Genomic DNA, 21,284 nt, shown 5'->3' on the forward strand with positions numbered 1-21,284 from the left:
GTCGGCTTCACGGTCCCGGGCCGGTGGACAACGATCTTCTTCATGGACGCCCTTTCCGCATGCGATCACAGATGACCGGTACATCTCAACACAGACATATGTGACCGATCACTATTTATCTTGGTAAGGGCCATTTCCGAAGTAATTACCGACCATCCGGAAATCGGTTACTCGCCCAGGATCGCGTCCACGAACACCTCGGGGTCGAACGGCGCCAGGTCGTCCGGTCCCTCGCCGAGCCCCACGAGCTTGACGGGGACGCCCAGCTCCCGCTGCACCGAGATCACGATGCCGCCCTTGGCGGTGCCGTCGAGCTTGGTCAGCGCGATGCCCGTGATGTTGACGACCTCGGCGAACACCTGGGCCTGGCGCATGCCGTTCTGGCCAGTGGTGGCGTCGAGGACGAGCAGCACCTCGTCCACCGTGGCCTTCTTCTCGATGACCCGCTTGACCTTGCCCAGCTCGTCCATGAGCCCGGTCTTGGTGTGCAGGCGGCCGGCGGTGTCGACGATGACGACGTCGACCTTCTCCTCCATGCCTCTGGCCACGGCGTCGAAGGCCACGGAGGCCGGGTCGCCGCCCTCGGGCCCGCGCACCGTGTCGGCGCCGACCCGCTCACCCCAGGTCTGCAACTGGTCGGCGGCCGCGGCGCGGAAGGTGTCCGCCGCGCCGAGGACGACCTTCTTGCCGTCGCCGATGAGCACTCGGGCGAGCTTGCCGGTGGTGGTGGTCTTGCCGGTGCCGTTGACGCCGACGATGAGCGCCACCGCGGGCCGCTCGCCGTGCTTCTGAACGTGCAGGGTGCGGTCCAGGTCGGGGTTGATCTGGATGAGCAGTTGCTCGCGCAGCAGGCCGCGCACCTCCTCGGGCGTGCGGCTGCCCAGCACCTTGACCTTGGTGCGCAGCTCCTCCACGATGGCGCGCGTCGGCGCGACGCCCACGTCGGCCGTGATCAGGCGCTCCTCGATCTCGTCCCACACCTCGTCGTCGAGCCGGTCGCGGGAGAGCAGCTCCAGCAGACCGCGCCCGAGCGTGCTCTGCGAACGCGCCAGCCGCGAGCGCAGCCGCACCATCCGGCCCGCGGACGGCGGCGGCACCTCGATCTCGGGCTTGACGACCACCGGCTCGGCCGGCTTCGCCGGCGGCGGCAGCGTGGTGGTGGCGCCCTCACCCTCCTCTGCCGCCGCGGGCCGCCGCTCCTCCTCGGGAAGGGGCGGCGCCTCTGGCGGCTTGACCGGCGGGGGCGCCTTGCGTCCCGGCCTGAAGAGCAGGAAGAGACCGCCGGCCGCCAGCAGGGCGACGACGGCCACGATCACGATGACGGCGAGGTAACCTTCCACAAGATGCCAGTTTTCCAGATCGTCCGGCATGGTCACGCACAAGACCACACCGATCAGGTCTGGCTCGTGTCTCCCAAGCCACCATCCGGCCACCCGCCGTCGCGCTGTTTTTCTTTTCCGACGGGCGGGTGTGTCAGGCGGACTCGCGCTCCCGAAGCCGCTGGCTGACGACCTGCGTCACACCGTCGCCCCGCATCGACACGCCGTAGAGCGCGTCGGCGATCTCCATCGTGCGCTTGTTGTGGGTGATGACGATCAGCTGCGAGCTCTGCCGCAACTCCTCGAACAACGTCAGCAGCCGCTGCGTGTTCGTGTCGTCGAGCGCGGCCTCGACCTCGTCCATCACGTAGAACGGCGACGGCCGCGCCTTGAAGATCGAGATCAGGAACGCCACCGCCGTGAGCGAGCGCTCGCCGCCGGACAGCAGCGACAGCCGCTTGACCTTCTTGCCCGGCGGCCTGGCCTCCACCTCGATGCCGGTGGTCAGCATGTCGTTGGGGTCGGTCAGCACCAGCCGCCCCTCGCCGCCGGGGAACACCCTGGTGAAGATCTGCTCGAACTCGCGGGCCACGTCCTCGTACGCGGAGGCGAACATCTGCTCGACCCGGTCGTCGACCTCCTTGACCACGGTCAGCAGGTCGCGCCTGGTCTTCTTGAGGTCCTCCAGCTGCGAGGTGAGGAACGCGTGCCGCTCCTCCAGCGCCGCGAACTCCTCCAGCGCGAGCGGGTTGACCTTGCCCAGCTGGTTCATCTGCCGCTCGGCGGCCTTGGCCCGCTTCTCCTGCTCCTCGCGCACGTACGGGATGGGCGGGTCGCCAGGGACCGGAACCTCGGGGCCGTACTCGGAGATCAGGGCCTCGATCTCGACGCCGAACTCCTCCATCGCCCGCTGCTCCAGCTGCTCCAGCCGCAGGCGCTGCTCGGTGCGGGCGACCTCGCTGCCGTGCACGCGGTTGACCAGCTTGTCGAGCTCCTGGCCGAGCTCACGGACACGCAGGCGCACCTGCTTGAGCTCGGCGTCGACGGCCACCCTGGCGAGGTCGGCCTCGTCGCGCTCCTTGGCGGCGAGCCTGATGGACTCGGCCAGCGCCCTGAGCACCTGCTTGGCGCCCTTGCTGACCGACTCGGCCACCGCCGCCTGGCGCCTGCGCCTGGCGCGCTGAGCGGCCGCCTGAGCGCGTTCGTGGCGTTCGCGCTGTGCGGCCCGGACCAGGCCGTCGGCACGGCCCTCGATGCCCTTGACGCGTTCCTCGGCGGTGCGTACCTGGAGCCGGGTGTCCATCTCGCGCTGCCGGGCGGTCTCGCAGGTGCTCGCAAGCTCGTCACGCAGGTCGGTGGTCGGCTCGGACTCCAGCTCCTGGGCGTATTCGGCCTCGGCCAGGCGGATCTCCAGCTCGGCCAGCTCCTCCTGGCCCTCGGCGCGGGCCTCCTCGGCCTTGGTGACGCTGCCTGCCAGCCGCTCGGCCTCGGCGCGTGCGGCGTTGGCGGCGGCCTCGAGCTGGGCCAGGCGCTTGGCGGCCGCGGCGGTGCGCTGGTCCGCCTCCCGCTGGCGGGCCCTGACCTGGTCCAGCGTGCCCTGGGCGGCGCTCACGCCGGCCTGGGCGGTGGTGACGGCGGTCTGGGCCTCGCTCACCTGCGCCTGGGCGGCCTCCAGCGCCGCCTGAGCGCGCTGTTCCTGCTCGATCGCCACGTCCAGGGCCACCGCGGTCTCCTCGGCCCTGGACTCCGCCTCCTCCAGGTCTCTGACGGCCTCGTCGAGCGCGGCCCGCACCTGGAGCACGGAGGTGCCGCCCTCCGATCCACCGCTTGCCAGGTGCGCCCCGACCACGTCGCCCGACCTGGTGACGGCTCGGAGTCCGGGGTGCCCCTCGACGAGCGCCCGCGCGGCCTCCAGGCCGTCCACGACCACGACGTCCTTGAGCACGTGGTCCAGGGCAGGGCGCAGATGGTCGGGCACGGTGACCAGGTCGGCGGCCCATTGGCCCCCCTCGGGCGCCGCCGTGCGTGCGCCGGAGGGCGCGTCGTCGCCGTCCTGCGCCACCAGCAGCGTCGCCTGGCCCACGTCCCGCGTGCGGAGCAATTCCAGCGCCTCGACCGCCGTGTCCAGAGTCTTCACGGCGATGGCCTCGGCGACCGGCCCCAGGACCGCGGCCACCGCCAGCTCGGCCCCGGGTGTGACCTGCATCGAGGCGGCCAGCGGGCCGAGCACCCCGGCGAGGTCCGCATCCAGCAGGGCCGTGCCGCCGTCGCCCTTGGCCAGGCCCAGCTCCAAGGCGTCCCGGCGGGCGGCCAGGGCGGCCACCGAGCGCTGCGCCTCCTGGTCGGCGGCCCGCGCCGTCGTCACCCCCGACTTGGCGGCCTGGAGTGCGGCACGCGGGGCGTCCAGCGCGGACTTGGCCTCCTCCAGCGCGACCCTGGCCTCGTCGGCCACCGCCTTTGCCTCCTCGACCACGGCCTGCGCCGTGGCCAGCTCCTCGGCGAGGGCCGGATCGACCGCCGGCTCCTCCTCCCGCTGGGCCTCGAGATCTTCCCTGGCCTGCCGCTCCCGCTCGGCCGCGTCGGCCACGGCCTGCTGGAGCCGCCCGATCTCCTCCTCGGCGGCGCGGGCCCGGCTCCGCACGGAATCGACCTGGCCGCGCAGCTTGGCCAGTCCCTCGCGGCGGTCGGCGGCGGCCCTGGCGGCCAGCGCGAGCCGCTGCTCCTCGGCGCTCAGTTCGGCCTCGGCGGCGGCCCGCCGCTGGACGGCCTCCTCCAGCAGCTCCTGCGCGTGCTCCAGCTCGGCCTTGAGCACAAGCTCCTGCTCGCGCACGTCGGCCGCCTCGCGTTCGAGGTCCTCGGGGTCGCGGCCGCGGCGTTCGATGGCGGCGGCGTCCAGCGCGTGCCGGTGACGCTCGGCGGCGAGCTGCTCCAGGCCGGTGATGCGCTCGCGCAACGACGAGAGCCTGAAGTAGGTCTCCTGCGCGGCCGCCAGCCGGGGCTGAGCCTCCGCCTCGGCGGTCTCCAGTGCTCCCTCGCGCTGCTGGCCCTCGGCCAGCTCGGCTTCCACCTGGTTGCGCCGGGCCGTGATCGCGGCCTCGTCGGCGGCCTCGCGCTCCAGCGTGGTGCGCAGGATGCCCACGTCGTCGGCCAGCAGCCGCAACCGGGCGTCGCGCAGGTCGGCCTGGATCACGGCGGCCTTGCGGGCGATCTCCGCCTGGCGGCCCAGCGGCTTGAGCTGGCGGCGCAGCTCGGTGGCGAGGTCCTGGACGCGCGTCAGGTTGGCCTGCATGGCGTCCAGCTTGCGCAGCGCCTTTTCCTTGCGCTTGCGGTGCTTGAGCACGCCGGCGGCCTCTTCGATGAACGAGCGCCGGTCCTCGGGTCCCGCGTGCAGGACGGTGTCGAGCTGGCCCTGCCCGACGATCACGTGCATCTCGCGGCCGATGCCCGAGTCGGAGAGCAGCTCCTGGATGTCGAGCAGGCGGCAGGTGTCACCGTTGATCGCGTATTCGCTCTGCCCCGACCTGAACATCAGCCGGCTGATCGTGACCTCGGTGTAGTCGATCGGCAGCGCGCCGTCGGAGTTGTCGATGGTCAGCGTCACCTCGGCGCGCCCGAGCGGCGGGCGGGACGAGGTGCCGGCGAAGATCACGTCCTCCATCTTGCCGCCGCGCAGCGACTTGGCACTGTGCTCACCCATGACCCAGGCCAGGGCGTCGACGACATTGGACTTGCCGGAGCCGTTGGGGCCCACCACACAGGTGATGCCGGGCTCGAACCGCAGGGCGGTGGCGGAGGCGAAGGATTTGAAGCCACGCAGGGTGAGGGTCTTCAAATACAAGAGACCCTCCTTCTCCCTGGTACGACTTCGGGAAAGCCTACTGGTCCTGACTGCCCTACGTGGGCATGTACAGTCCGAGACCGCGTTGACCAGGGAGTTCGGGGAAATAGCAAGGGACGCCTCGTTGAGACGTCCCTGGGTCTTGCGCTCCGATCACTCTCAGGTGAGTGCCGGCTCGCGCTCTTGCATGCGGCTTAGCGCCTCGTCGCGGGTTTGCGCCGCAAGAGCGTCATTCGTGGCCTGAAGTCGGATAAGTTCTGCCTCTAGGTCACGGATACGCTGCTGCAGGCGGCGCATCTCCGAGACCATCCGAGGGTCAGGACCGCCGACGTGGCCGAGTAGAGCCTTCGCCATGGTAAAGGGTCCTCCACGCTGAGTGACCAGACTGGTTCGCGCACTTCTATTCCGCGGGAGGGGTGCGCGTGGTACCTAACAAGAGTCGCACCGGCAGTGTGGGCGGTCAAGTCGAACAAACCGCTGCGCCCTACTGATGGGCACTCCCGACATACAACTATACCCTATTTGGCCGGTTTATCGGAAGGCACTACCGCTCCACAAAACCGCCCAAACTACCTCGGGATTCGCTCCAGCGTTCCACTACTCCATCGACCCTGCCCGGCGTGTCGCAACCTCTGAGCAGCTCCAGCAGCTTGACGCAGCCGGCGCGGGGCCCCTCCGCGACGACCTCCACCCGGCCGTCCTCGGTGTTGCGTGCCCATCCCGTCAGACCCAGCTCCAGGGCCCTGGCGCGGGTCCACCACCGGAACCCCACACCCTGAACCCTCCCCCGTACCCAAGCCGTCAGCCTGACGTTTTCCGAATTTTCCCGCATTTTTCCTCCTCTGAGGTCTCAGGCCACCAGAGCCTCCACCCCGAGCGCGTGCCCCGCCGCCGCCTCGTCGAACGCCCTGACCGCGGCCGTCTCCGCCGCCTTCACCCAAGCCAGCCCCAAGATCGACGGAGGCAGTCCTGTGACGGGGACGAAGCTTATGTCGGGACCCTCGTGGTGGGCCGCTGTGGGCGTGCAGAAGAGCATGCCGCCCCGGTCCAGCGCCACCTGGGTGAGGCCCTCCTGGGTGGTGGCGACCGTGCCGGCACGCGGAATCGGACGTCCGGAAGGGGTCACGGAGGGTGCGACCCGCTCGCGCCACCAGCGGGGGGCCGGGCCCTCCACACCGATCAACGGCACGGAGGCCAGGTCCTCGGCGTCGATACGCGCGCGGGCCGCCAGCGGGTGGCGGGTGGAGAGGCCGAGCCGGTAGGAGACCCGGTTGAGCACCGCGCCCGTGGCCAGGTCGGGCTCGTCCACCGGCAGCAGCGTGAACGCGATGTCGACCTGCCCGGCGCGCAACTTGCTGAAAGGGTCGGAGAGCGGGATCTCGACCAGCTCCGCCTCGCACTCCGGATGGCGGCCCTCGAAGGCCCGTACGCTGCCCGTGACGGCGTCCGTGGGCGTGGCCAGGAAGCCGACCCGCAGCACGCCCGTCACCTCGCGGGCGGCCGCCTTGGCGCTGCTCAGGGCGTTCGCCAAACCGTCGTAGGAGGGCCTCAGATCGATCAGGAAACGTTCACCGAGGGGTGTCAGGCGGACGCGCCGGCTGGTGCGGTCGAAGAGCCTGCCGCCGATCCTGGTCTCCAGCGAGCGCATGAGCTGGCTCACCCGGCCCGGCGACAGGTAGAGGCGTTCGGCCGTACGCGCGAAATGGAGCTCCTCGCTGAGCACCACGAAGCACTCCAACTCCCTGAAGTCCATCCCCACCTCCGGACGATCGCTTAGCCTGCCTAAACCAAGCCTTCGGCCTTCGTCATTGTTCCCGCAGGGGCACAGCAGAAGGCTGGGGCGCATGACCACAACCCTTGTCCCCGCCCCCGTGCGGGCGCGCTGGCTCGCCGTGTCCTCGCTCGCGGTGGGCACCTTCACGCTCGTGACCAGCGAGATGCTGCCTGTCGGCCTGTTGACCTCGATCGCCGCCGACCTCGGCGTGTCCGCCGGCACTGCCGGGCTGACGATGTCGGCGCCCGGGCTGGTCGCCGCGCTCTCCGCCCCCGCGCTGGCGGTCGCCACCCGCCGGTTGGACCGCCGTACCGTGCTGCTCGGGCTGATGGCGCTGCTGGCGGTGGCCAACCTGGCGGGCGCGCTGGCGCCCACCTATCCGGTCATGCTGGTGGCCCGGGTGATCACCGGGGTGAGCATCGGCGGCTTCTGGGCGTTCGCGGCCGGGCTCGGGACGCGGCTGGCGCCGGAGCGGCACGTCGGGCGGGCCACGTCGATCATCTTGTCCGGAGTGTCGGTGGCGTCTGTGCTGGGAGTGCCGGCGGCGACGTTCGTCTCGTCGTTCGCGGGCTGGCGCACGGCGTTCGCGGCGATGGGGGTGCTCGCCCTGGCCCTGCTCGCGCTGCTGGCCGCGACGGTGCCACCGCTGCCCGGCGAGGCCCGCGGCGCCCGTGCCGGACAGCTCTCAGGGCCGCTGAAGGTCGCCCTGGTCCTGACGGTCCTGATCGTGTCCGGCCACTTCGCGGCCTACACCTACGTCCGTCCGTTCCTGGAGCAGGTGGCGCACGCCGGTCCCGCGCTGGTGAGCACGGCGTTGCTCGTGTACGGCGCCGCGGGCGTGCTGGGCAACTTCGCCGCCGGGGCCCGGGCGGCCAGGAACCCCCAGCCGGTCCTGATCATGCTGGCCGCCCTCATGGCCCTGGCCACGGCGGCGCTGCCGCTGCTCGGCCTGCCGCTGGCCGCGCTCGTGGTGTGGGGGCTCGGCTACGGCGGCGTGGGCGTGACGCTGCAGCTGTGGATCATGCGGGAGGGCGGCGGCGAACTGGGCACGGCGCTCTTCGTCGCCGCCTTCAACCTCTCCATCGCGCTCGGCGCGCTGGCCGGCGGCCGGATCGTGGACGGTGTGTCGATCTCGGCGGTGATGTGGCTGGGAGCCGCTCTCAGCGTGCTGGCCGCGGTCGTCGCTGGCATGTGGGGCAGGAGTAGGACGACCGGTTCATGAACGCCTCCCGCCTGATCGGGGTGCCGCAGCGGGAGCACGGCAGGTCGCGCCGCCCGTACACCTCCAGGGAGCGGTCGAAGTAGCCGCTCTCGCCGTTGACGTTGACGTAGAGGCTGTCGAACGACGTGCCGCCCTGGTGGAGCGCGGCGGCCATGACCGTGCGGACGGCGGCGACCAGCTCGGCGATCTTGGGCCGGGTGAGCGTGTGCGTGGGACGGGCCCAATGCAGCCTGGCGATCCACAGCGCCTCGTCGGCGTAGATGTTGCCCACCCCGCTGATCAGGGACTGGTCGAGCAGCGCCCGTTTGATCTCGGTGTGCCGGGCCCGCAGCCTGCGGGCGAACTCCGCCTCGTCGAAGGCCGGCTCGAACGGGTCGGGCGCGATGTGAGAGATCGGCTCGGGGACGCCGCCCACCAGGGCGGTGACCATGACATGGCCGAACGTCCGCTGGTCGACGAAGCGCAGGTCCGGGCCGCCGTCCTCGAAGCGCAGGCGGACCCGCAGGTGCTTCTCCAGCGGCGTGTCCTTGTCCACGACGAGCAGTTGACCGCTCATCCCCAAGTGGGCCATGAGGGCCTCGTCCGTCCCGGACAGCGGCAGCCACAGGTATTTGCCGCGGCGCTCGGCGGACAGCACCGTACGGCTCTTGAGCCGGGCGGCGAACTCGTCGGCCCCGGGCACGTGACGCCTGATGGCGCGCGGATGGAACACCTCAGCCGCGGCGATCTCACGGCCGGTGACCCACTGCGCGAGGCCGCGCCTGACGACCTCGACTTCCGGCAACTCCGGCAACCCGCACCTCGCCCTCTGTCAGATGGTCCTCGGGAGTAGCGCTGGGACCAGTGTCGGGCACCCGCGGCCGGCAGCTGATCGGGTCAGCGGGCCGGCTGGCTCTCCCGCTGCTCGCGACGGGCCCTGATGCGGGTCCACGCCGCCTCGGCCGCCTGCTGCTCGGCCTCCTTTTTGCTGCGCCCGGTGCCCGAGCCGTAGGACTCGCCGCCGACCCGCACCATGGCGGTGAACGACTTGGCGTGGTCGGGGCCGCTCTCCTCGACGTGGTATTCGGGCACGCCGAGCGCCTCGGAGGCGGTGAGCTCCTGCAGCGAGGTCTTCCAGTCAAGCCCGGCGCCGAGCGAGGCCGAACGCACGATCAGCGGGTCGAACAGCACGTGCACCACCCGGAACGCCTCGTCCAGCCCCTTGTCGACGTAGATGGCGCCGATCAGGGCCTCCAGCGTGTCGGCAAGGATCGACGACTTGTCGCGGCCGCCCGTGCCCTCCTCGCCCCTGCCGAGGCGCAGGAACCTGCCCAGGCCCAGGCCTCGGGCCACGTCGGCGAGCGCGCGCATGTTGACCACCGCGGCCCGCAGCTTCGCCAGCTGGCCCTCGGGCAGGTCGGGGTGGTTGCGGTAGAGGGTGTCGGTGACGACCAGGCCCAGCACCGAGTCGCCCAGGAACTCCAGGCGCTCGTTGGTGGGGAGACCGCCGTTCTCGTACGCGTACGAGCGGTGCGTCAGCGCCCGCTCCAGAATGTCAGGGTCGAGACCGACCGACAGAACCCGCTCCAGCTCGTCTCTGGCGACCTCCACGGCCACCGGCTTAGGCCCTGCGCCCACGTGCTTCCTCCTCGGACATCTTCACACGGCGCGCCGACTGCGGAAGATGCCCGAAAACGTGGTGGGCGTCGGGGTAACGCGTAGCCCCGGCGTCCACCACGGCCGCGGGCGAACCGCCGCCGCACGCATCTGAGACGTTAACGCCGACCGAGGCACAATGGCACCCGGTCGGCATCACGTCAACTGCTGCGGATCAGGCGGACGGCTCGACGACCTGACGACGGTTGTAGGTGCCGCAGGTGGGGCACGCGATGTGCGGCTGCTTCGGCGAACGGCACTGCGGGCAGCTCACCAGGGCGACAGCAGTCGTCTTCCACTGGGAGCGACGGGCGCGGGTGTTGCTCCGCGACATCTTTCGCTTCGGGACGGCCACGTCACTTCTCCTGATCGTTATCTTTGTCGGAAATCAGACCTTGCAACGACGCCCAGCGGGCGTCGATCTTCTCGTGCCGGTGATCCTCGCCGGCCTCGGCCAGCTTGACCCCGCACTCCACGCAGAGCCCCTCGCAATCCTCGCGGCACACCGGGCTCAGCGGCAGTGCGAGCACCACCGCGTCGCGGAACGTCGGCTCGAGGTCGAGCAGCTCACCGTCGAGCAGCGAGTCATCCTCCGAGGCGTCCTCGTCGGAGTAGAAGAACAGCTCCTGCAGGTCCACCTCGATGTCCGAGGAGACCGGATCCAGGCAGCGAGCGCACTCCCCGGCGAGCGGGGCCTGCGCCGTGCCGGACACGAGCACGCCTTCCATCACTGCTTCGAACCGGAGATCCAGCTCGACTTCGGCGTCCTTGGGGACACCGATCATGTCGACGCCGAGATCCGCCGGTGCCGGGAGGGTCAGGGTCATCTGCCGCATCGTGCCCGGCCGCTTACCCAGGTCATGAGTGGAGATCACCCACGGGGAGCGGGGGTCGAGGTGCTGAGTCATCCTGCTCTCGCTAGGCGTGGCGAAAAGAATCGCCGTCGTACAAGGCCGAAATGAAAGGATAGCAGGTCGAAGTCAGCCCCTGAGCCGCTCGATGAGCAGCTTGTGGACGAGATCCGGCACCAGGCCGGAGACGTCCCCACCATATCGGGCGATCTCTTTCACCCGGCTGGAGGACAGGAACGAGTATTCGGGGTTCGTGGGCATGAACAGCGTCTCCACCCCCGACAGGCGGTAGTTGAGCTGCGCCATCTGCAGCTCGTAGTCGAAGTCGCTGACCACCCTGATGCCCTTGACGATGGCGGGGATGTCGTTCTGCTTGCAGAAGTCCACCAGCAGGCCGTGGAACTTCCGCACCTTGACGTTGTCGAATTCCTTCGTCACGGTCTGCAGGATCTCGATGCGTTCATCGACAGTGAACAGGCTGCTCTTCTCGACGTTGATGAGCACTGCTACGGTCACCTCGTCATACAGGCGGGCCGAACGGCCGATGATGTCGAGGTGGCCATTGGTGATGGGGTCGAACGACCCCGGGCAGACTACGCGGCGCAAGACGCCTCCCAGGTCTACGGGTTCCCGGCGGCGCGACCGTACCAAACGGACGCTTCGCCATAGCGACGGACCCTCTCCTCAACGTACCCTTCCGGCCATACCAGGGCCTTTCCCCTGCTTTCCCTCTCGAACGCCACCAACCCCTCCTGGACCAGCCAGCCGTTGTCACGCAGCAGCTCCAGGACCGTGAGGATCTCGGCCTCGGGAACGGCGTATGGCGGGTCGGCGAAGACGATGTCGTACGGTGCGTCCGGCGTCTTGGCCAGGACCCGCGCCACCTTGTCGGCCACCACTCGGGCGCCTTCGAGGCCCAGGGACTGGACGTTCGCCTTGATCGTGCGGACGGCTTTCGGGTCGGACTCCACCAGCACCGCCTCGGCGGCCCCGCGCGACAGCGCCTCCAGGCCGATCGCACCCGAGCCGGCGTAGAGGTCCATGATCCGGGCGTCGTGGAGGCCGTACAGTGAATCGAGCGTCAAGAAGATCCCTTCTCGTGCCCTGTCACTGGTCGGTCTCGTCCCGCGCCCCGGCGGGACCGCCAGCCGCCGCCCACCCGCGCTGCCCGCGATGATCCGAGTCATGTGCCCCATTCTTTCGCATGTTCACGCAGGTCAAGAGTGGACAAGTGTCTGCCTCGAGTGCGCAAGGGTGATTCACATCGGTGCGGTGGGCCCGCATGATGAGTCTGCGGCCTTCGAGGTGACCCACATGAAGGCCGACCGGCGTGATCGTGAGCCCTTCCGCACGCCGGTTCCCTCGGCACCTGACCCGAGGGTGGGCCCAGCCGGGGACGGCATTCGGGGGGAGGCCGTCCCCGCGGCTGGGGCCTTTTTGTTTTCTTCTTTTACGCGGTGCCGTGGTTCGCCACTCGCCTTACTTCGGCTGATGGCCCTCCAGGAAACGGCCTCTGAACCCTTCAGTGGTGGCCCGCCGTTACGCGAGCCCATGTTGACCGGGGTCCGTGGTTCCCATCCGAGCGCCGCACGACTTGCGCCGGGCTCCGCCGCACACCTCCCCGCCGCACCGGCGCCCAAAGACCCGCACCTCACACGCCCGATCCCGCCCCGCACCCACGTGCGCCATCCTGCCCGCCCCCACGGGGGTCCTCCGCGCGCCCCAGGCGGTCCTCCCGCCCCCACAGACCGCGCGCCCCGTCCTGCCCCGCCCCCGCTGCTCGGTCCCGCCACGGCCTGCCAGTCGCGCCGTCCCACCCGCGCCAGCAGCGCCCCGTCCCGCCCGGGCCCCACAGCGCCCCATCCGCCCGGGCCAGGCGCGGCCCATCTTGCCCACGCCCCGGCCGACGTCCGTGCCGGCGGCGGGGCCCCCTGGGCGGGGGTCAGGCCTTCTCCAGGTACTCCGCTCGTTCGTCTGCCAGGAGCCGGTCGATCTCGGCTCTCAGGCCCTCGTGGGTCGTCAGGTCCGGGTCCTCGGTCAGGAGGGCGGCTGCCTCCTCCCTGGCCGTGGCGATGACGTCCTCGTCGCGCAGGAGTTGCAGCAGCTTCAGCGACGAGCGCTTGCCCGACTGGGCGGCGCCCAGGACATCGCCCTCACGCCGCTGCTCCAGGTCCACCCGCGACAGCTCGAAGCCGTCCAGGGTGGCGGCCACCGCGTCCAGGCGGAGGCGGGCCGGGGTGCCCTCGGGGAAGTCGGAGACCAGGAGGCACAGGCCGGGAAGGCCGCCACGGCCCACGCGGCCGCGCAGCTGGTGGAGCTGGGAGACGCCGAAGCGGTCGGCGTCCATGATGATCATGACGGAGGAATTGGGCACGTCCACGCCCACCTCGATGACGGTCGTGGCGACCAGGACGTCGAGCTCGCCACGCGTGAAGGAGCGCATGATCGCGTCCTTCTCCTCCGGCGGCAGCTTGCCGTGCAGGGTGCCGACGCGCAGATCGTGGAAGGGTCCCTCCGTCAGCAGCTCGGCCACGTCCAGGACGGCCAGCGGCGGGCGGCGCTCGTCGTCCCCGGAAGCGCCTCCCGACGCGACGACCCCCATGTCGCCCTCGTCGCCTTCCAGGTCGCCGATGCGCGGGCACACGATGTAGGCCTGCCGCCCCAGCGCCACCTCCTCCCGCACCCGCTCCCAGGTGCGCTCCAGGTAGTGGGGCTTCTCCGCGGCCGGCACGACATGCGTGGTGATGGGGGCCCGGCCCGACGGGAGCTGGGACAGGGTCGAGACCTCCAGGTCTCCGAAGACCGTCATGGCGACCGTGCGCGGGATCGGAGTGGCGGTCATGACCAGGACGTGCGGGCGGCCGTCCCCCGCTTTCTCGCGCAACGCGTCGCGCTGCTCGACCCCGAAGCGGTGCTGCTCGTCGACCACGACCAGCCCCAGGTCGGCGAACTGCACGTGCTCCTGCAGCAGTGCGTGCGTGCCGACGACGATCCCGGCGTTGCCGGAGGCGGCGTCGAGCAGGGCGGAGCGCCGGGCGGCCGCGCCCATCGAGCCGGTCAGCAGCGTGACCGCCGTGCCGCCGAACATGCCGCCCTGCGCCAGGTCGCCCAGCATGCTCGTGATCGAGCGGTGGTGCTGCTGGGCGAGCACCTCCGTCGGGGCCAGGAGCGCGGCCTGGCCGCCCGCGTCGACCACCTGCAACATCGCCCGCAGCGCCACCACCGTCTTGCCCGCGCCGACCTCGCCCTGCAGCAGCCGGTGCATCGGGTGCTCGCACGCGAGGTCGGCGGCGATCTCCTCGCCCACCTGCGCCTGCCCCTCCGTCAACGAGAACGGCAGCCGCTCGTCGAACGCCGCCAGCAGCCCGTCCGCACGCCTGGGCCGCGGCTTGGCGGGCCAGGCGGTGGCCGCCTGGCGGCGCTGCAGCAGCACGGCCTGCAGCACGAACGCCTCGTCGAACTTCAGCCGTTTGCGCGCCCGCCCCACCTCGGCGAAGTCCTTCGGCCGGTGGATGGCTTCCAGCGCGTCGGCCAGCGGCTGCAGGCCGTGGCGCACCCGAAGCTCGGCGGGCAGCGGGTCGTCCAGCGGGCCGAGCGTGTCGAGCACGATGCCGACGGCGCGCCTGATCGCCCACGGCGTCAGGTCTTTCCCCGCCGGGTAGATCGGCACCGGGGCCGCCGCGAACTCCTCCGCGCTCCCCTCGCTCTCCTCGAACAGCTCGAACTCGGGGTGGGCGAGCTGCCAGCGCGGCCTGCCCCGCGCCCCGAACAACCCCACCTTGCCCGCGAACATGCCGCGCCGCCCCGGCTTCAGCCGCGACTCGGCCACATGGGACCCCTTGCCGAAGAACGACAGGTAGATCTTGTTGCCGTTGCCGTCGACGACCTCGACCTCCAGCCAGGTGCCGCCGCGGTTGCGCATGGGTTTGCGCATGAGCCTGGTCACCTCGCCGACCACGGTGACGTGCTCGTCCACCTCCAGCGCGTCCAGCGAGGTCAGCTCCCCGCGCTCGGCGTAACGTCGCGGGTAGTGGCGCAGCAGGTCGCCGACCGTCTCCAGGCCGAGCACGCTGTGCAGCAGCTTGGCGGTCTTCGGGTCGAGCGCCTTCGTCAGAGGCTCGTCGAAACGGCTCACGGCATTAAGTTCTACCGCCTGCGGCCGACAGGAATCCCGTACACGCCGTCTACTCCACACCGATCAGCAGCGGGTAGCCGCCCTGCTCGCCGTCGTAGACCACTAAGTCCACGTCCGGTCGGGTACGTCGCAGGTGCTCCTCGACGCAGGCGGCGAGACCGGCGGGCGCCTCGGCGCCCGTGACCAGTGTCACCAGCTCGCCGCCGCCGGCCACCATCCTGCCCACGATCACCGTGGCCACCCGCTCCAGCGTGCCGCCGATCACCGCCACGTCGCCCTCGATCATGCCCAGCACGTCACCGGGACGGCACACCCCGGCGCTCGTGAACGCCTCCCTGTCGGCCACCGTCACGTGCCCGTACCTGGTCTGGCTGGCCGCGTCGGTCATCGCCACCACGTCGTCGTCGAAGCGGCGCAGCGGATCGTGTACGGCCAGCGCCGCCAGCCCCTGCACGGTCGCCTTCGTGGGCAGCACGCTGACCACGACGCCGTGCTCGCGGGCGATCTCGGCCGCCGCCGCGGCGACGGCGCCGACGCCATCGTCGTTCGGCAGGACAGCGACCTCGCTGCCGGCCTGCCTGATCGCGGCCAGGAGGGCGGGGAGCGCGGGGCGGGCGCCGGGCGTGCGGCGTACCACGACGGCCCCGCACTCCTCGAACAACGCCGCGATCCCGTCCCCTGCGGCGACCGCCACCACTCCCCTGCCCGCGTTGCCGCGGTGGGTTCGCTCGGCCAGGTAAGTGATCTTGATCCGGTGCGGCCGCCCCGCCCGCAGCCCGGCCTCGACGGCGGGACCTGCCTCGGCCACGTGGACGTGCACGTTCCACAGCCCTTCGCCGCCGACCACGACGAGCGAGTCCCCCATGGCGTCGAGCTCCTCGCGCAGCCCGGCCACCGCCCGGTCGTCGGCGTCCAGCAGGTACATCACCTCGTATCCCGCGCCGACCTCGGTCATGGGCGCCACCGGCGCCGTCGGCGACGGCACGTCGTAGTGGTCGGCGTACGAGTCGGTGATCACCGCGGCCAGCGTCTCCAGCACGATCGCCGCGCCGGCGCCCCCCGCGTCCACGACACCGCTGCGGGCGAGCACGTCGAGCTGGTCGGGGGTACGCCGCAGCGCCGCCCGCGCCTCCCCCGCCGCCTGCCGGGCCACCTCGTGCAGGTCCCCGTCCACCTCCTGTACGGCCCGCGCGGCGGATTCCAGCACGCTCAGCACCGTGCCCTCGACCGGCCTGGCCACCGCCTCCCTGGCGAGCACGGCGGCCCTGAGCAGCCCGGCCCGCAGGTCGTGGCCGTCCTTCAGCACCTCGGCGAGGCCGCGCAGCGCCTGGCTGACGATCACGCCGGAGTTGCCGCGGGCCCCGACGAGGGCACCGTACGAGAGCGTCTGCCACACCACGGCCGCGTCCACGTCGTCGGGCAACGACTCGACGGCCTCGGCCGCGGACAGCATGGTCAGGTGCAGGTTCGTACCGGTGTCGCCGTCGGCGACCGGGAACACGTTGAGCGCGTCGATCTCGGTCCTGGCCCGGCCGAGCGCGTCGGCCGCCAAGCGGGCCCAGCGGCGCACCGCGGGCGGATCGAGGATCTTCATCTGCGCTCTGCGACTCCGTCCCCAGCCAACCGATCCCGACCGGCTGCATCCCCGACCGGCATCCGGGCCCGCCCGGATGCGCTACCGTTGTTGGAGGAGAATATCTCTGCGCCGGGCCAAATGGAGTGCTCACCACTGCTCGGTCCAGCGTCCCGGTTCGCGCCCAACGGTGTGGATCGGATATTCTCGTCTGGCTGGCCGGTTGTCCCGGCATGCCCTCCGCCCGGAAAGCATCAGCGGACAGGGCTACATCGACTGTTTTAAGGAGCGATACCGTGGCTTCCGTCTGCGATGTCTGCCGCAAGGGGCCGACCTTCGGCAACAACGTGTCCCACTCGCACCGCCGCACCCGTCGTCGTTGGAACCCCAACATCCAGACGGTTCGCGCGGTCATCGGCGGCACGCCGAAGAAGCTGAACGTGTGCACCTCGTGCATCAAGGCGGGCAAGGTCACCCGCTAACCACACTTTTCGCGCAAGCCCGCTGCTCCTGACGGAGCCGCGGGCTTGCGCGTTTTCACCCTCCGACAGGGCGGCCGCGCGGGACGCGCACCAGGGAAGCCGGTCAAGTCGGGGCTCGCGTAACGGCGCTCAGCCGGTGAAGGGATCAGAGGCCGTTTCCTGGAGGGCCATCAGCCGAAGTAAGGCAGTGGCAAACCCCGGCAACTCGTAAAGAAAGATAGAAAAAGGTCATCGCCACGGCCAGGCATGGTCCACTGGGCCGATGCCGGCGCCCAAGGGGAAGCCCCGGGCGATCGCGCCCGTCACATACTCCTTCGCCTTGCCCACCGCCGCCGGCACATCATCGCCCAGCGCGAGCCGTGAGGCGATCGCCGAGGCCAGCGTGCACCCCGTGCCGTGGGTGTGGCGGTTGTCGAGGCGTTCGGCGGCGAAGCGGTATTCGCTGGTCCCGTCCGTGAGCAGGTCCACGGGCGCGCCAGGCAGATGGCCGCCCTTGATGAGCGCCCACCTGGGCCCCAGCTCCAGTACGGCGTCCGCCGCCCGCCGCAGCCCGTCCTCGTCCTCGACCTTGACCGAGGTGAGCTGCTCCACCTCCCACAGGTTCGGCGTGGCCACGGTGGCCACGGGCAGCAGCCGGGTCCGCACCGTCTCGACGGCCTCGGGCGCCAGCAGCGGGTCGCCGTGCTTGGACACCCCGACGGGATCGACCACGACGGGCGCGGCATAGCCGCCCAGCACATCCGCCACGAGCTCGACCAGCGCCGGAGAGGCCAGCATGCCCGTCTTGACGGCCTGGGCGCCGATGTCGCCGAGCACGGAGTCGAGCTGCGCCCGTACGGCCTCGGGCGGCAGCTCCCAGTAGCCCTGGACGCCGAGCGAGTTCTGCGCGGTCACCGCCGCGATGACGCTCATGCCGTGGACGCCCATGGCCAGCATGGTCTTCAGATCGGCCTGGATGCCCGCGCCGCCTCCTGAGTCGGAGCCGGCGACGGTCAGCACACGTGGAGGGATCGAAACCGTCATGTCCCCCATCCAACCATTCAGCTGACGGCACACTCCCCGCTGACCATGCCGCAGGTCTGGGCTTCCAGGCCGCGGCCGGTGGCGGTGAACGAGACCTCGGCCGAGTCGCCCGCTGCCAGCGATCGCGACAGATCCAGGATCAGCAGGTCGCCGTCCTGCGTCCACTCGGCGCCGCTCACGCTCAGCACCCGGCCCTCGACGGGCATGGAGACCGTGGGGGTGTCCAGTTGCTCTTGCGAGGTGTTCGAGAGCGTCATGTCGGATTTGTAGGTGGTCAGGCGCTGGGTGATCTTCTGCCTGATGTTCACCGAGGCACCGCTGGCACCGGAGTTGAGCGTCCCCGCGTCGATGGTGGGGTCCGGCGTCGCACTGGCGGTCGGCGTGTCGGGCTCGTCCAGCGCCGACGGGTCGTCGCTCGGCGAGAGGGTCACGCCGTCCTCGACGGGCGCCTCCGACGAGCGCGTGGGCGCCGGCGTCGGAGTCGTGGACTTCTTCACCTTGGTCTTGGTCGGCGTGGGCGTGGCCGAGGTGGTGCGCCGGGGCGTGCGGGGGGCGTACGAGGCCGTCGGCGTCGGGGTCTCGGACGGAGTGGTCTCTTCCTCCTCGACCGGCTCCTCCTCGGGCTCGGTCTCGCTCTCCTCGGGGGCGGGGTCGGAGACCGCAGGGCCTGGCTGGCCGTTCGTGGCCGGCGCGGCCGCGCACGCGGTGCCCTCGCATGTGGCGGGGGCGCCGGAGGAGCTCATGAGCTTGACTCCGGCCACGGTGCCGCCGAGCACGACGGCCACGGCCGCCACCGACAGCAGGGCCACCCGGGCCTTGCCCGGCCCGGACGGGGTCGCGAACACCTCGTCGCCATCCCGGCCGCCACCTCCGCCGCGCCGACCGCCGCTGCCGCCTCCGGCCTTGCGGCGGCCGCGCCGGCCCTTGCGATCGTCCGGCTCGTCCAGGCCGGAGTCGTCCGACCAGCCGGAGCCCAGGAACCCGGTCTCGGTCTCCGCCCATACTGGCGCCTGCACGGCCGTCGGCTCGCCGGCCACCTTGATGTCACCCGGCTCGGGCGGGCCGCTAGACGCCGCGCCCAGGCCAGGGACCTGGTCGAACCTGGCCGTACGGTCCGCTGGCCCGCCGAAGGCGCCGTCCCGGTCGCCTGCTCCGTCGCGCCCCTCGGGGCCGTCAAAGGGTCCTGGACCGTCAAAGGGCCCTGGACCGTCAAAGGGTCCTGGACCGCCGAAGGGCCCTGGACCGCCGAAGGGGCCGGTTCCGTCCCCCGGCCTGTCGAAGGGGCCGCTTCCGCCTGCGGGCGCGTTGAAGGCTGCCGGGCGGTCGAAGGCGCCCGGACGTCCAGGTCCCGACGGGTCGAAGCCGCCGGCCGCGCCCTCGCCGGACGTCGGCCATCCGAACGCGTCCCGGCCCTCGGCAGGCATCGGCCCTCCGAAGGCACCAGAGCCCTCGCCGGACATGGACGCGCCGGGTCCGTGGGGCGTGGCGGGGCGATCGAACGCGCCCGGCTGGTCAAAGGCGCCCGGTCGGTCGAAGGCGCCGGTGGCGGGACCGCCGAAGACGTCGGGGCCGCGGGAGGTGTCGAACCCGCCGCCGGGTCTTGGTTCGCCGAAGGGGTTTGGAGCGTTAGAAGGGCCTGGGGCGTCAGGGAAGCTTGGCTGGTTCCGGGGGCCGGGGCCGAGAGGGTCGGGGGGCGAGTCCCACTCCGGAGGGCGCGTGAACGCGCCCGTCGTCTCGAAAGGCCCGGCCTGCTCGCCGAACGGGCTCGGCGGCGGCGGGAAGGCGCCCGCAGGGCCGTTGGCCGGTGAGATGCCGCCGGCGGGGTCGTTGGGCAGCGCGAACGCCCCAGTGGTCTCGAACGGCTCGAACTGCGGCCCGTGCGACGGCGGCTGGCTCTCTCGCCGCGGCATCGGGGCCCACTGCCCCGTCACCTCGGGCCGGTCCGGCAGCGACGGCCAGCCCGGCTGGTCGTCCTGCTCGTCAGGACCCCAGAATGCGCTGCCGCTCCCCCATTCATCCCCGTCGTCGGATCCACCTGTGCCGTGGCGGCCCATGGCTGCCCTTTCTGCCGGTTACAGTGGCCGCCAATCTTCATAACACCTTTGCTACGCCGTTGTCACAACAATCCCACTAGTCATACCCCAAATCGGGAAATTATCACTTAAATCGGGACAGATCATCACCGAAAGTGATCCCACCCGCTGTGGCCAATCTCACGCCCATACACCAGTACCCCGTCGCCCTCGATCACCCGGCCCACGACCTGCCACGACGCCGGCAAACGTACATCTTTGGGAAATACCGCGGCGAGAGCATGATCCTCGCCACCCGCCAGCACCCATTCCAGCGGATCGACCCCCAGTTCCTTGGCCGCCACCGCCACCGGCTCCCCAATGGGAAACGCCTGTGGATCCAGCTCGATCCGCACTCCGCTGGCCTTCGCGACGTGGCCCAGATCCTGCAGCAGCCCGTCGCTGACATCGAGCATCGCGGTCGCGCCCAGCTCGGCCGCGCGCGGGCCCTCCGCGTACGGGGGACACGGCCGCCGGTGCGCGGCCACGGCCTCCTGGAGCACGGAGGAGTCCACCGGCGCACCCGCCTCGAGCAGCGCCCACCCGGCGGCGGCGTACCCGAGCCGCCCCGCCACCGCCACCACCTGCCCCGGCGCCGCCCCGGCACGGGTGACGGGCGGCCGCCCGCCCAGATCGCCCAGCGCGGTGACCCCGAGGACCACCAGGTCGCACCGGGTGATGTCACCGCCGGCCACGCTCGCGCCGACCACGGCGCACTCGTCGCGGAACCCTTCGGTCAGCGCGTCCAGCCACGTCACCGGCAGGTCGGCCGGGATCCCGAGCCCGACCACGATGCACGTGGGCGTCGCGCCCATGGCGGCCACGTCCGCGAGGTTCTGCGCGGCGGCCTTGCGGCCCACGTCATAACCGCTGGACCAGTCCCGGCGGAAATGTCTACCCTCGATCAGCAAATCCGTGGACACCGCGACCCGCCCGTCGGGCGCGCCGATCACCGCGGCGTCGTCACCCGGGCCCAGCATCACCGCCGCGCCCTGGGGCAGACGTCCCGTAATACGATTTATCGCTCCGAATTCGCCGAGATCTCCGACTGTGATGACGCACCTCCTGACGCACACAGGGTACGGTGGCCCTTCGGCGTGATCCAATCGCCTGGGAGGACGCAATGGTGCAGGCCTACATCCTTATTCAGACCGAGGTCGGCAAGGCCGCTGCCGTGGCCCACGAGATTTCCGGGATCTCCGGGGTCACTCAGGCGGAGGACGTGACGGGCCCCTACGACGTGATCGTCCGCGCCGAGGCCCGTAACGTCGATGAACTGGGCAAGCTCGTCGTCGCCCAGATTCAGGCGGTGGAGGGGATCACGCGTACTCTTACGTGTCCGATCGTTCACATTTGAGGG

At 71.0% G+C, this 21,284-nt stretch carries 19 protein-coding genes; 3 read left to right on the top strand and 16 right to left on the bottom strand.

What is annotated here, in order from left to right; translation table 11 throughout:
- Positions 1-167: 167 nt before the first annotated feature.
- From ftsY to EDD27_RS34030, 5 genes are all read right to left on the bottom strand, one after another.
- Positions 168-1,370 carry a signal recognition particle-docking protein FtsY gene (gene ftsY / locus EDD27_RS34010; protein ID WP_127941141.1) on the bottom strand — a complete coding sequence of 401 codons (1,203 nt, stop codon included), beginning with the start codon at positions 1,368-1,370 and terminating at the stop codon, positions 168-170.
- Positions 1,371-1,473: 103 nt separating this feature from the next.
- On the bottom strand, positions 1,474-5,157 hold the full coding sequence (gene smc / locus EDD27_RS34015; protein ID WP_127936032.1) for a chromosome segregation protein SMC: 3,684 nt from the start codon (positions 5,155-5,157) through the stop codon (positions 1,474-1,476).
- A gap of 159 nt (positions 5,158-5,316) precedes the next feature.
- Positions 5,317-5,511, bottom strand: a complete 195-nt coding sequence (locus EDD27_RS57085) for a hypothetical protein (RefSeq protein WP_090938435.1) — start codon at positions 5,509-5,511, stop codon at positions 5,317-5,319.
- A gap of 190 nt (positions 5,512-5,701) precedes the next feature.
- Positions 5,702-5,989 carry an acylphosphatase gene (locus tag EDD27_RS34025; RefSeq protein WP_127936033.1) on the bottom strand — a complete coding sequence of 96 codons (288 nt, stop codon included), beginning with the start codon at positions 5,987-5,989 and terminating at the stop codon, positions 5,702-5,704.
- A gap of 18 nt (positions 5,990-6,007) precedes the next feature.
- On the bottom strand, positions 6,008-6,910 hold the full coding sequence (locus EDD27_RS34030; RefSeq protein ID WP_127936034.1) for a LysR family transcriptional regulator: 903 nt from the start codon (positions 6,908-6,910) through the stop codon (positions 6,008-6,010).
- 91 nt (positions 6,911-7,001) lie between these two features.
- On the opposite strand from EDD27_RS34030, the gene EDD27_RS34035 reads away from it, so the two are divergent.
- Positions 7,002-8,153, top strand: a complete 1,152-nt coding sequence (locus EDD27_RS34035) for an MFS transporter (protein ID WP_127936035.1) — start codon at positions 7,002-7,004, stop codon at positions 8,151-8,153.
- On the opposite strand, the gene mutM is transcribed toward EDD27_RS34035, so the two are convergent.
- The 8 genes from mutM to EDD27_RS34075 all read right to left on the bottom strand — a co-directional run bounded on the left by mutM (position 8,092) and on the right by EDD27_RS34075 (position 16,368).
- On the bottom strand, positions 8,092-8,946 hold the full coding sequence (gene mutM / locus EDD27_RS34040) for a bifunctional DNA-formamidopyrimidine glycosylase/DNA-(apurinic or apyrimidinic site) lyase (protein ID WP_127936036.1): 855 nt from the start codon (positions 8,944-8,946) through the stop codon (positions 8,092-8,094). The two genes, EDD27_RS34035 and mutM, sit on opposite strands and share 62 nt — an antisense overlap.
- Positions 8,947-9,029: 83 nt before the next feature.
- Positions 9,030-9,749 carry a ribonuclease III gene (gene rnc, locus EDD27_RS34045; protein ID WP_127941142.1) on the bottom strand — a complete coding sequence of 240 codons (720 nt, stop codon included), beginning with the start codon at positions 9,747-9,749 and terminating at the stop codon, positions 9,030-9,032.
- Between the two features lie 214 nt (positions 9,750-9,963).
- Complete coding sequence (gene rpmF, locus EDD27_RS34050) at positions 9,964-10,143, bottom strand: 50S ribosomal protein L32 (RefSeq protein ID WP_082535183.1); 180 nt, start codon at positions 10,141-10,143, stop codon at positions 9,964-9,966.
- Position 10,144: 1 nt separating this feature from the next.
- Positions 10,145-10,696, bottom strand: coding sequence for a YceD family protein (locus EDD27_RS34055; protein WP_127936037.1), 552 nt, complete (start codon positions 10,694-10,696; stop codon positions 10,145-10,147).
- Between the two features lie 72 nt (positions 10,697-10,768).
- Complete coding sequence (gene coaD, locus EDD27_RS34060; protein WP_127936038.1) at positions 10,769-11,245, bottom strand: pantetheine-phosphate adenylyltransferase; 477 nt, start codon at positions 11,243-11,245, stop codon at positions 10,769-10,771.
- Between the two features lie 14 nt (positions 11,246-11,259).
- Positions 11,260-11,826, bottom strand: coding sequence for a 16S rRNA (guanine(966)-N(2))-methyltransferase RsmD (gene rsmD, locus EDD27_RS34065; protein ID WP_127936039.1), 567 nt, complete (start codon positions 11,824-11,826; stop codon positions 11,260-11,262).
- Between the two features lie 755 nt (positions 11,827-12,581).
- Positions 12,582-14,774 carry an ATP-dependent DNA helicase RecG gene (recG, locus tag EDD27_RS34070; protein ID WP_127936040.1) on the bottom strand — a complete coding sequence of 731 codons (2,193 nt, stop codon included), beginning with the start codon at positions 14,772-14,774 and terminating at the stop codon, positions 12,582-12,584.
- 49 nt (positions 14,775-14,823) lie between these two features.
- Positions 14,824-16,368 carry a DAK2 domain-containing protein gene (locus EDD27_RS34075; RefSeq protein ID WP_127936041.1) on the bottom strand — a complete coding sequence of 515 codons (1,545 nt, stop codon included), beginning with the start codon at positions 16,366-16,368 and terminating at the stop codon, positions 14,824-14,826.
- A 275-nt stretch (positions 16,369-16,643) separates the two neighbouring features.
- Here EDD27_RS34075 and rpmB point away from each other — a divergent pair, with 275 nt between their 5' ends.
- The gene (gene rpmB / locus EDD27_RS34080) at positions 16,644-16,829 is read left to right on the top strand and encodes a 50S ribosomal protein L28 (RefSeq protein WP_049556934.1); all 186 of its coding nucleotides are present in this window, start codon (positions 16,644-16,646) and stop codon (positions 16,827-16,829) included.
- Positions 16,830-17,057: 228 nt separating this feature from the next.
- Here rpmB and thiD read toward each other — a convergent pair whose 3' ends face one another.
- The 3 genes from thiD to EDD27_RS34095 form a co-directional block, all read right to left on the bottom strand.
- On the bottom strand, positions 17,058-17,861 hold the full coding sequence (thiD, locus tag EDD27_RS34085) for a bifunctional hydroxymethylpyrimidine kinase/phosphomethylpyrimidine kinase (protein ID WP_127936042.1): 804 nt from the start codon (positions 17,859-17,861) through the stop codon (positions 17,058-17,060).
- Between the two features lie 8 nt (positions 17,862-17,869).
- Positions 17,870-19,906 (bottom strand): hypothetical protein, encoded by a 2,037-nt coding sequence (locus EDD27_RS34090; protein ID WP_127936043.1) that lies wholly within the window; start codon positions 19,904-19,906, stop codon positions 17,870-17,872.
- A 125-nt stretch (positions 19,907-20,031) separates the two neighbouring features.
- The gene (locus tag EDD27_RS34095; protein WP_127941143.1) at positions 20,032-20,979 is read right to left on the bottom strand and encodes a thiamine-phosphate kinase; all 948 of its coding nucleotides are present in this window, start codon (positions 20,977-20,979) and stop codon (positions 20,032-20,034) included.
- A 68-nt stretch (positions 20,980-21,047) separates the two neighbouring features.
- Between EDD27_RS34095 and EDD27_RS34100 the strand changes: the two genes are divergently transcribed.
- Positions 21,048-21,281, top strand: a complete 234-nt coding sequence (locus tag EDD27_RS34100) for an Lrp/AsnC family transcriptional regulator (RefSeq protein ID WP_127936044.1) — start codon at positions 21,048-21,050, stop codon at positions 21,279-21,281.
- Positions 21,282-21,284: the final 3 nt, after the last annotated feature.

Origin of the sequence: Nonomuraea polychroma, assembly GCF_004011505.1 — a bacterium.
GTDB lineage: Bacteria > Actinomycetota > Actinomycetes > Streptosporangiales > Streptosporangiaceae > Nonomuraea > Nonomuraea polychroma.

What these genes read in the sequence shown, in the direction of transcription:
- EDD27_RS57085 (WP_090938435.1), bottom strand. Translation starts at nt 5,511, where the DNA reads ATGGCGAAGGCTCTACTCGGCCACGTCGGCGGTCCTGACCCTCGGATG.
- EDD27_RS34035 (WP_127936035.1), top strand. Translation starts at nt 7,002, where the DNA reads ATGACCACAACCCTTGTCCCCGCCCCCGTGCGGGCGCGCTGGCTCGCC.
- EDD27_RS34075 (WP_127936041.1), bottom strand. Translation starts at nt 16,368, where the DNA reads ATGAAGATCCTCGATCCGCCCGCGGTGCGCCGCTGGGCCCGCTTGGCG.
- ftsY (WP_127941141.1), bottom strand. Translation starts at nt 1,370, where the DNA reads ATGCCGGACGATCTGGAAAACTGGCATCTTGTGGAAGGTTACCTCGCC.
- EDD27_RS34055 (WP_127936037.1), bottom strand. Translation starts at nt 10,696, where the DNA reads ATGACTCAGCACCTCGACCCCCGCTCCCCGTGGGTGATCTCCACTCAT.
- EDD27_RS34030 (WP_127936034.1), bottom strand. Translation starts at nt 6,910, where the DNA reads ATGGACTTCAGGGAGTTGGAGTGCTTCGTGGTGCTCAGCGAGGAGCTC.
- thiD (WP_127936042.1), bottom strand. Translation starts at nt 17,861, where the DNA reads ATGGGGGACATGACGGTTTCGATCCCTCCACGTGTGCTGACCGTCGCC.
- EDD27_RS34100 (WP_127936044.1), top strand. Translation starts at nt 21,048, where the DNA reads ATGGTGCAGGCCTACATCCTTATTCAGACCGAGGTCGGCAAGGCCGCT.
- EDD27_RS34025 (WP_127936033.1), bottom strand. Translation starts at nt 5,989, where the DNA reads ATGCGGGAAAATTCGGAAAACGTCAGGCTGACGGCTTGGGTACGGGGG.
- rsmD (WP_127936039.1), bottom strand. Translation starts at nt 11,826, where the DNA reads ATGACTCGGATCATCGCGGGCAGCGCGGGTGGGCGGCGGCTGGCGGTC.
- EDD27_RS34090 (WP_127936043.1), bottom strand. Translation starts at nt 19,906, where the DNA reads ATGGGCCGCCACGGCACAGGTGGATCCGACGACGGGGATGAATGGGGG.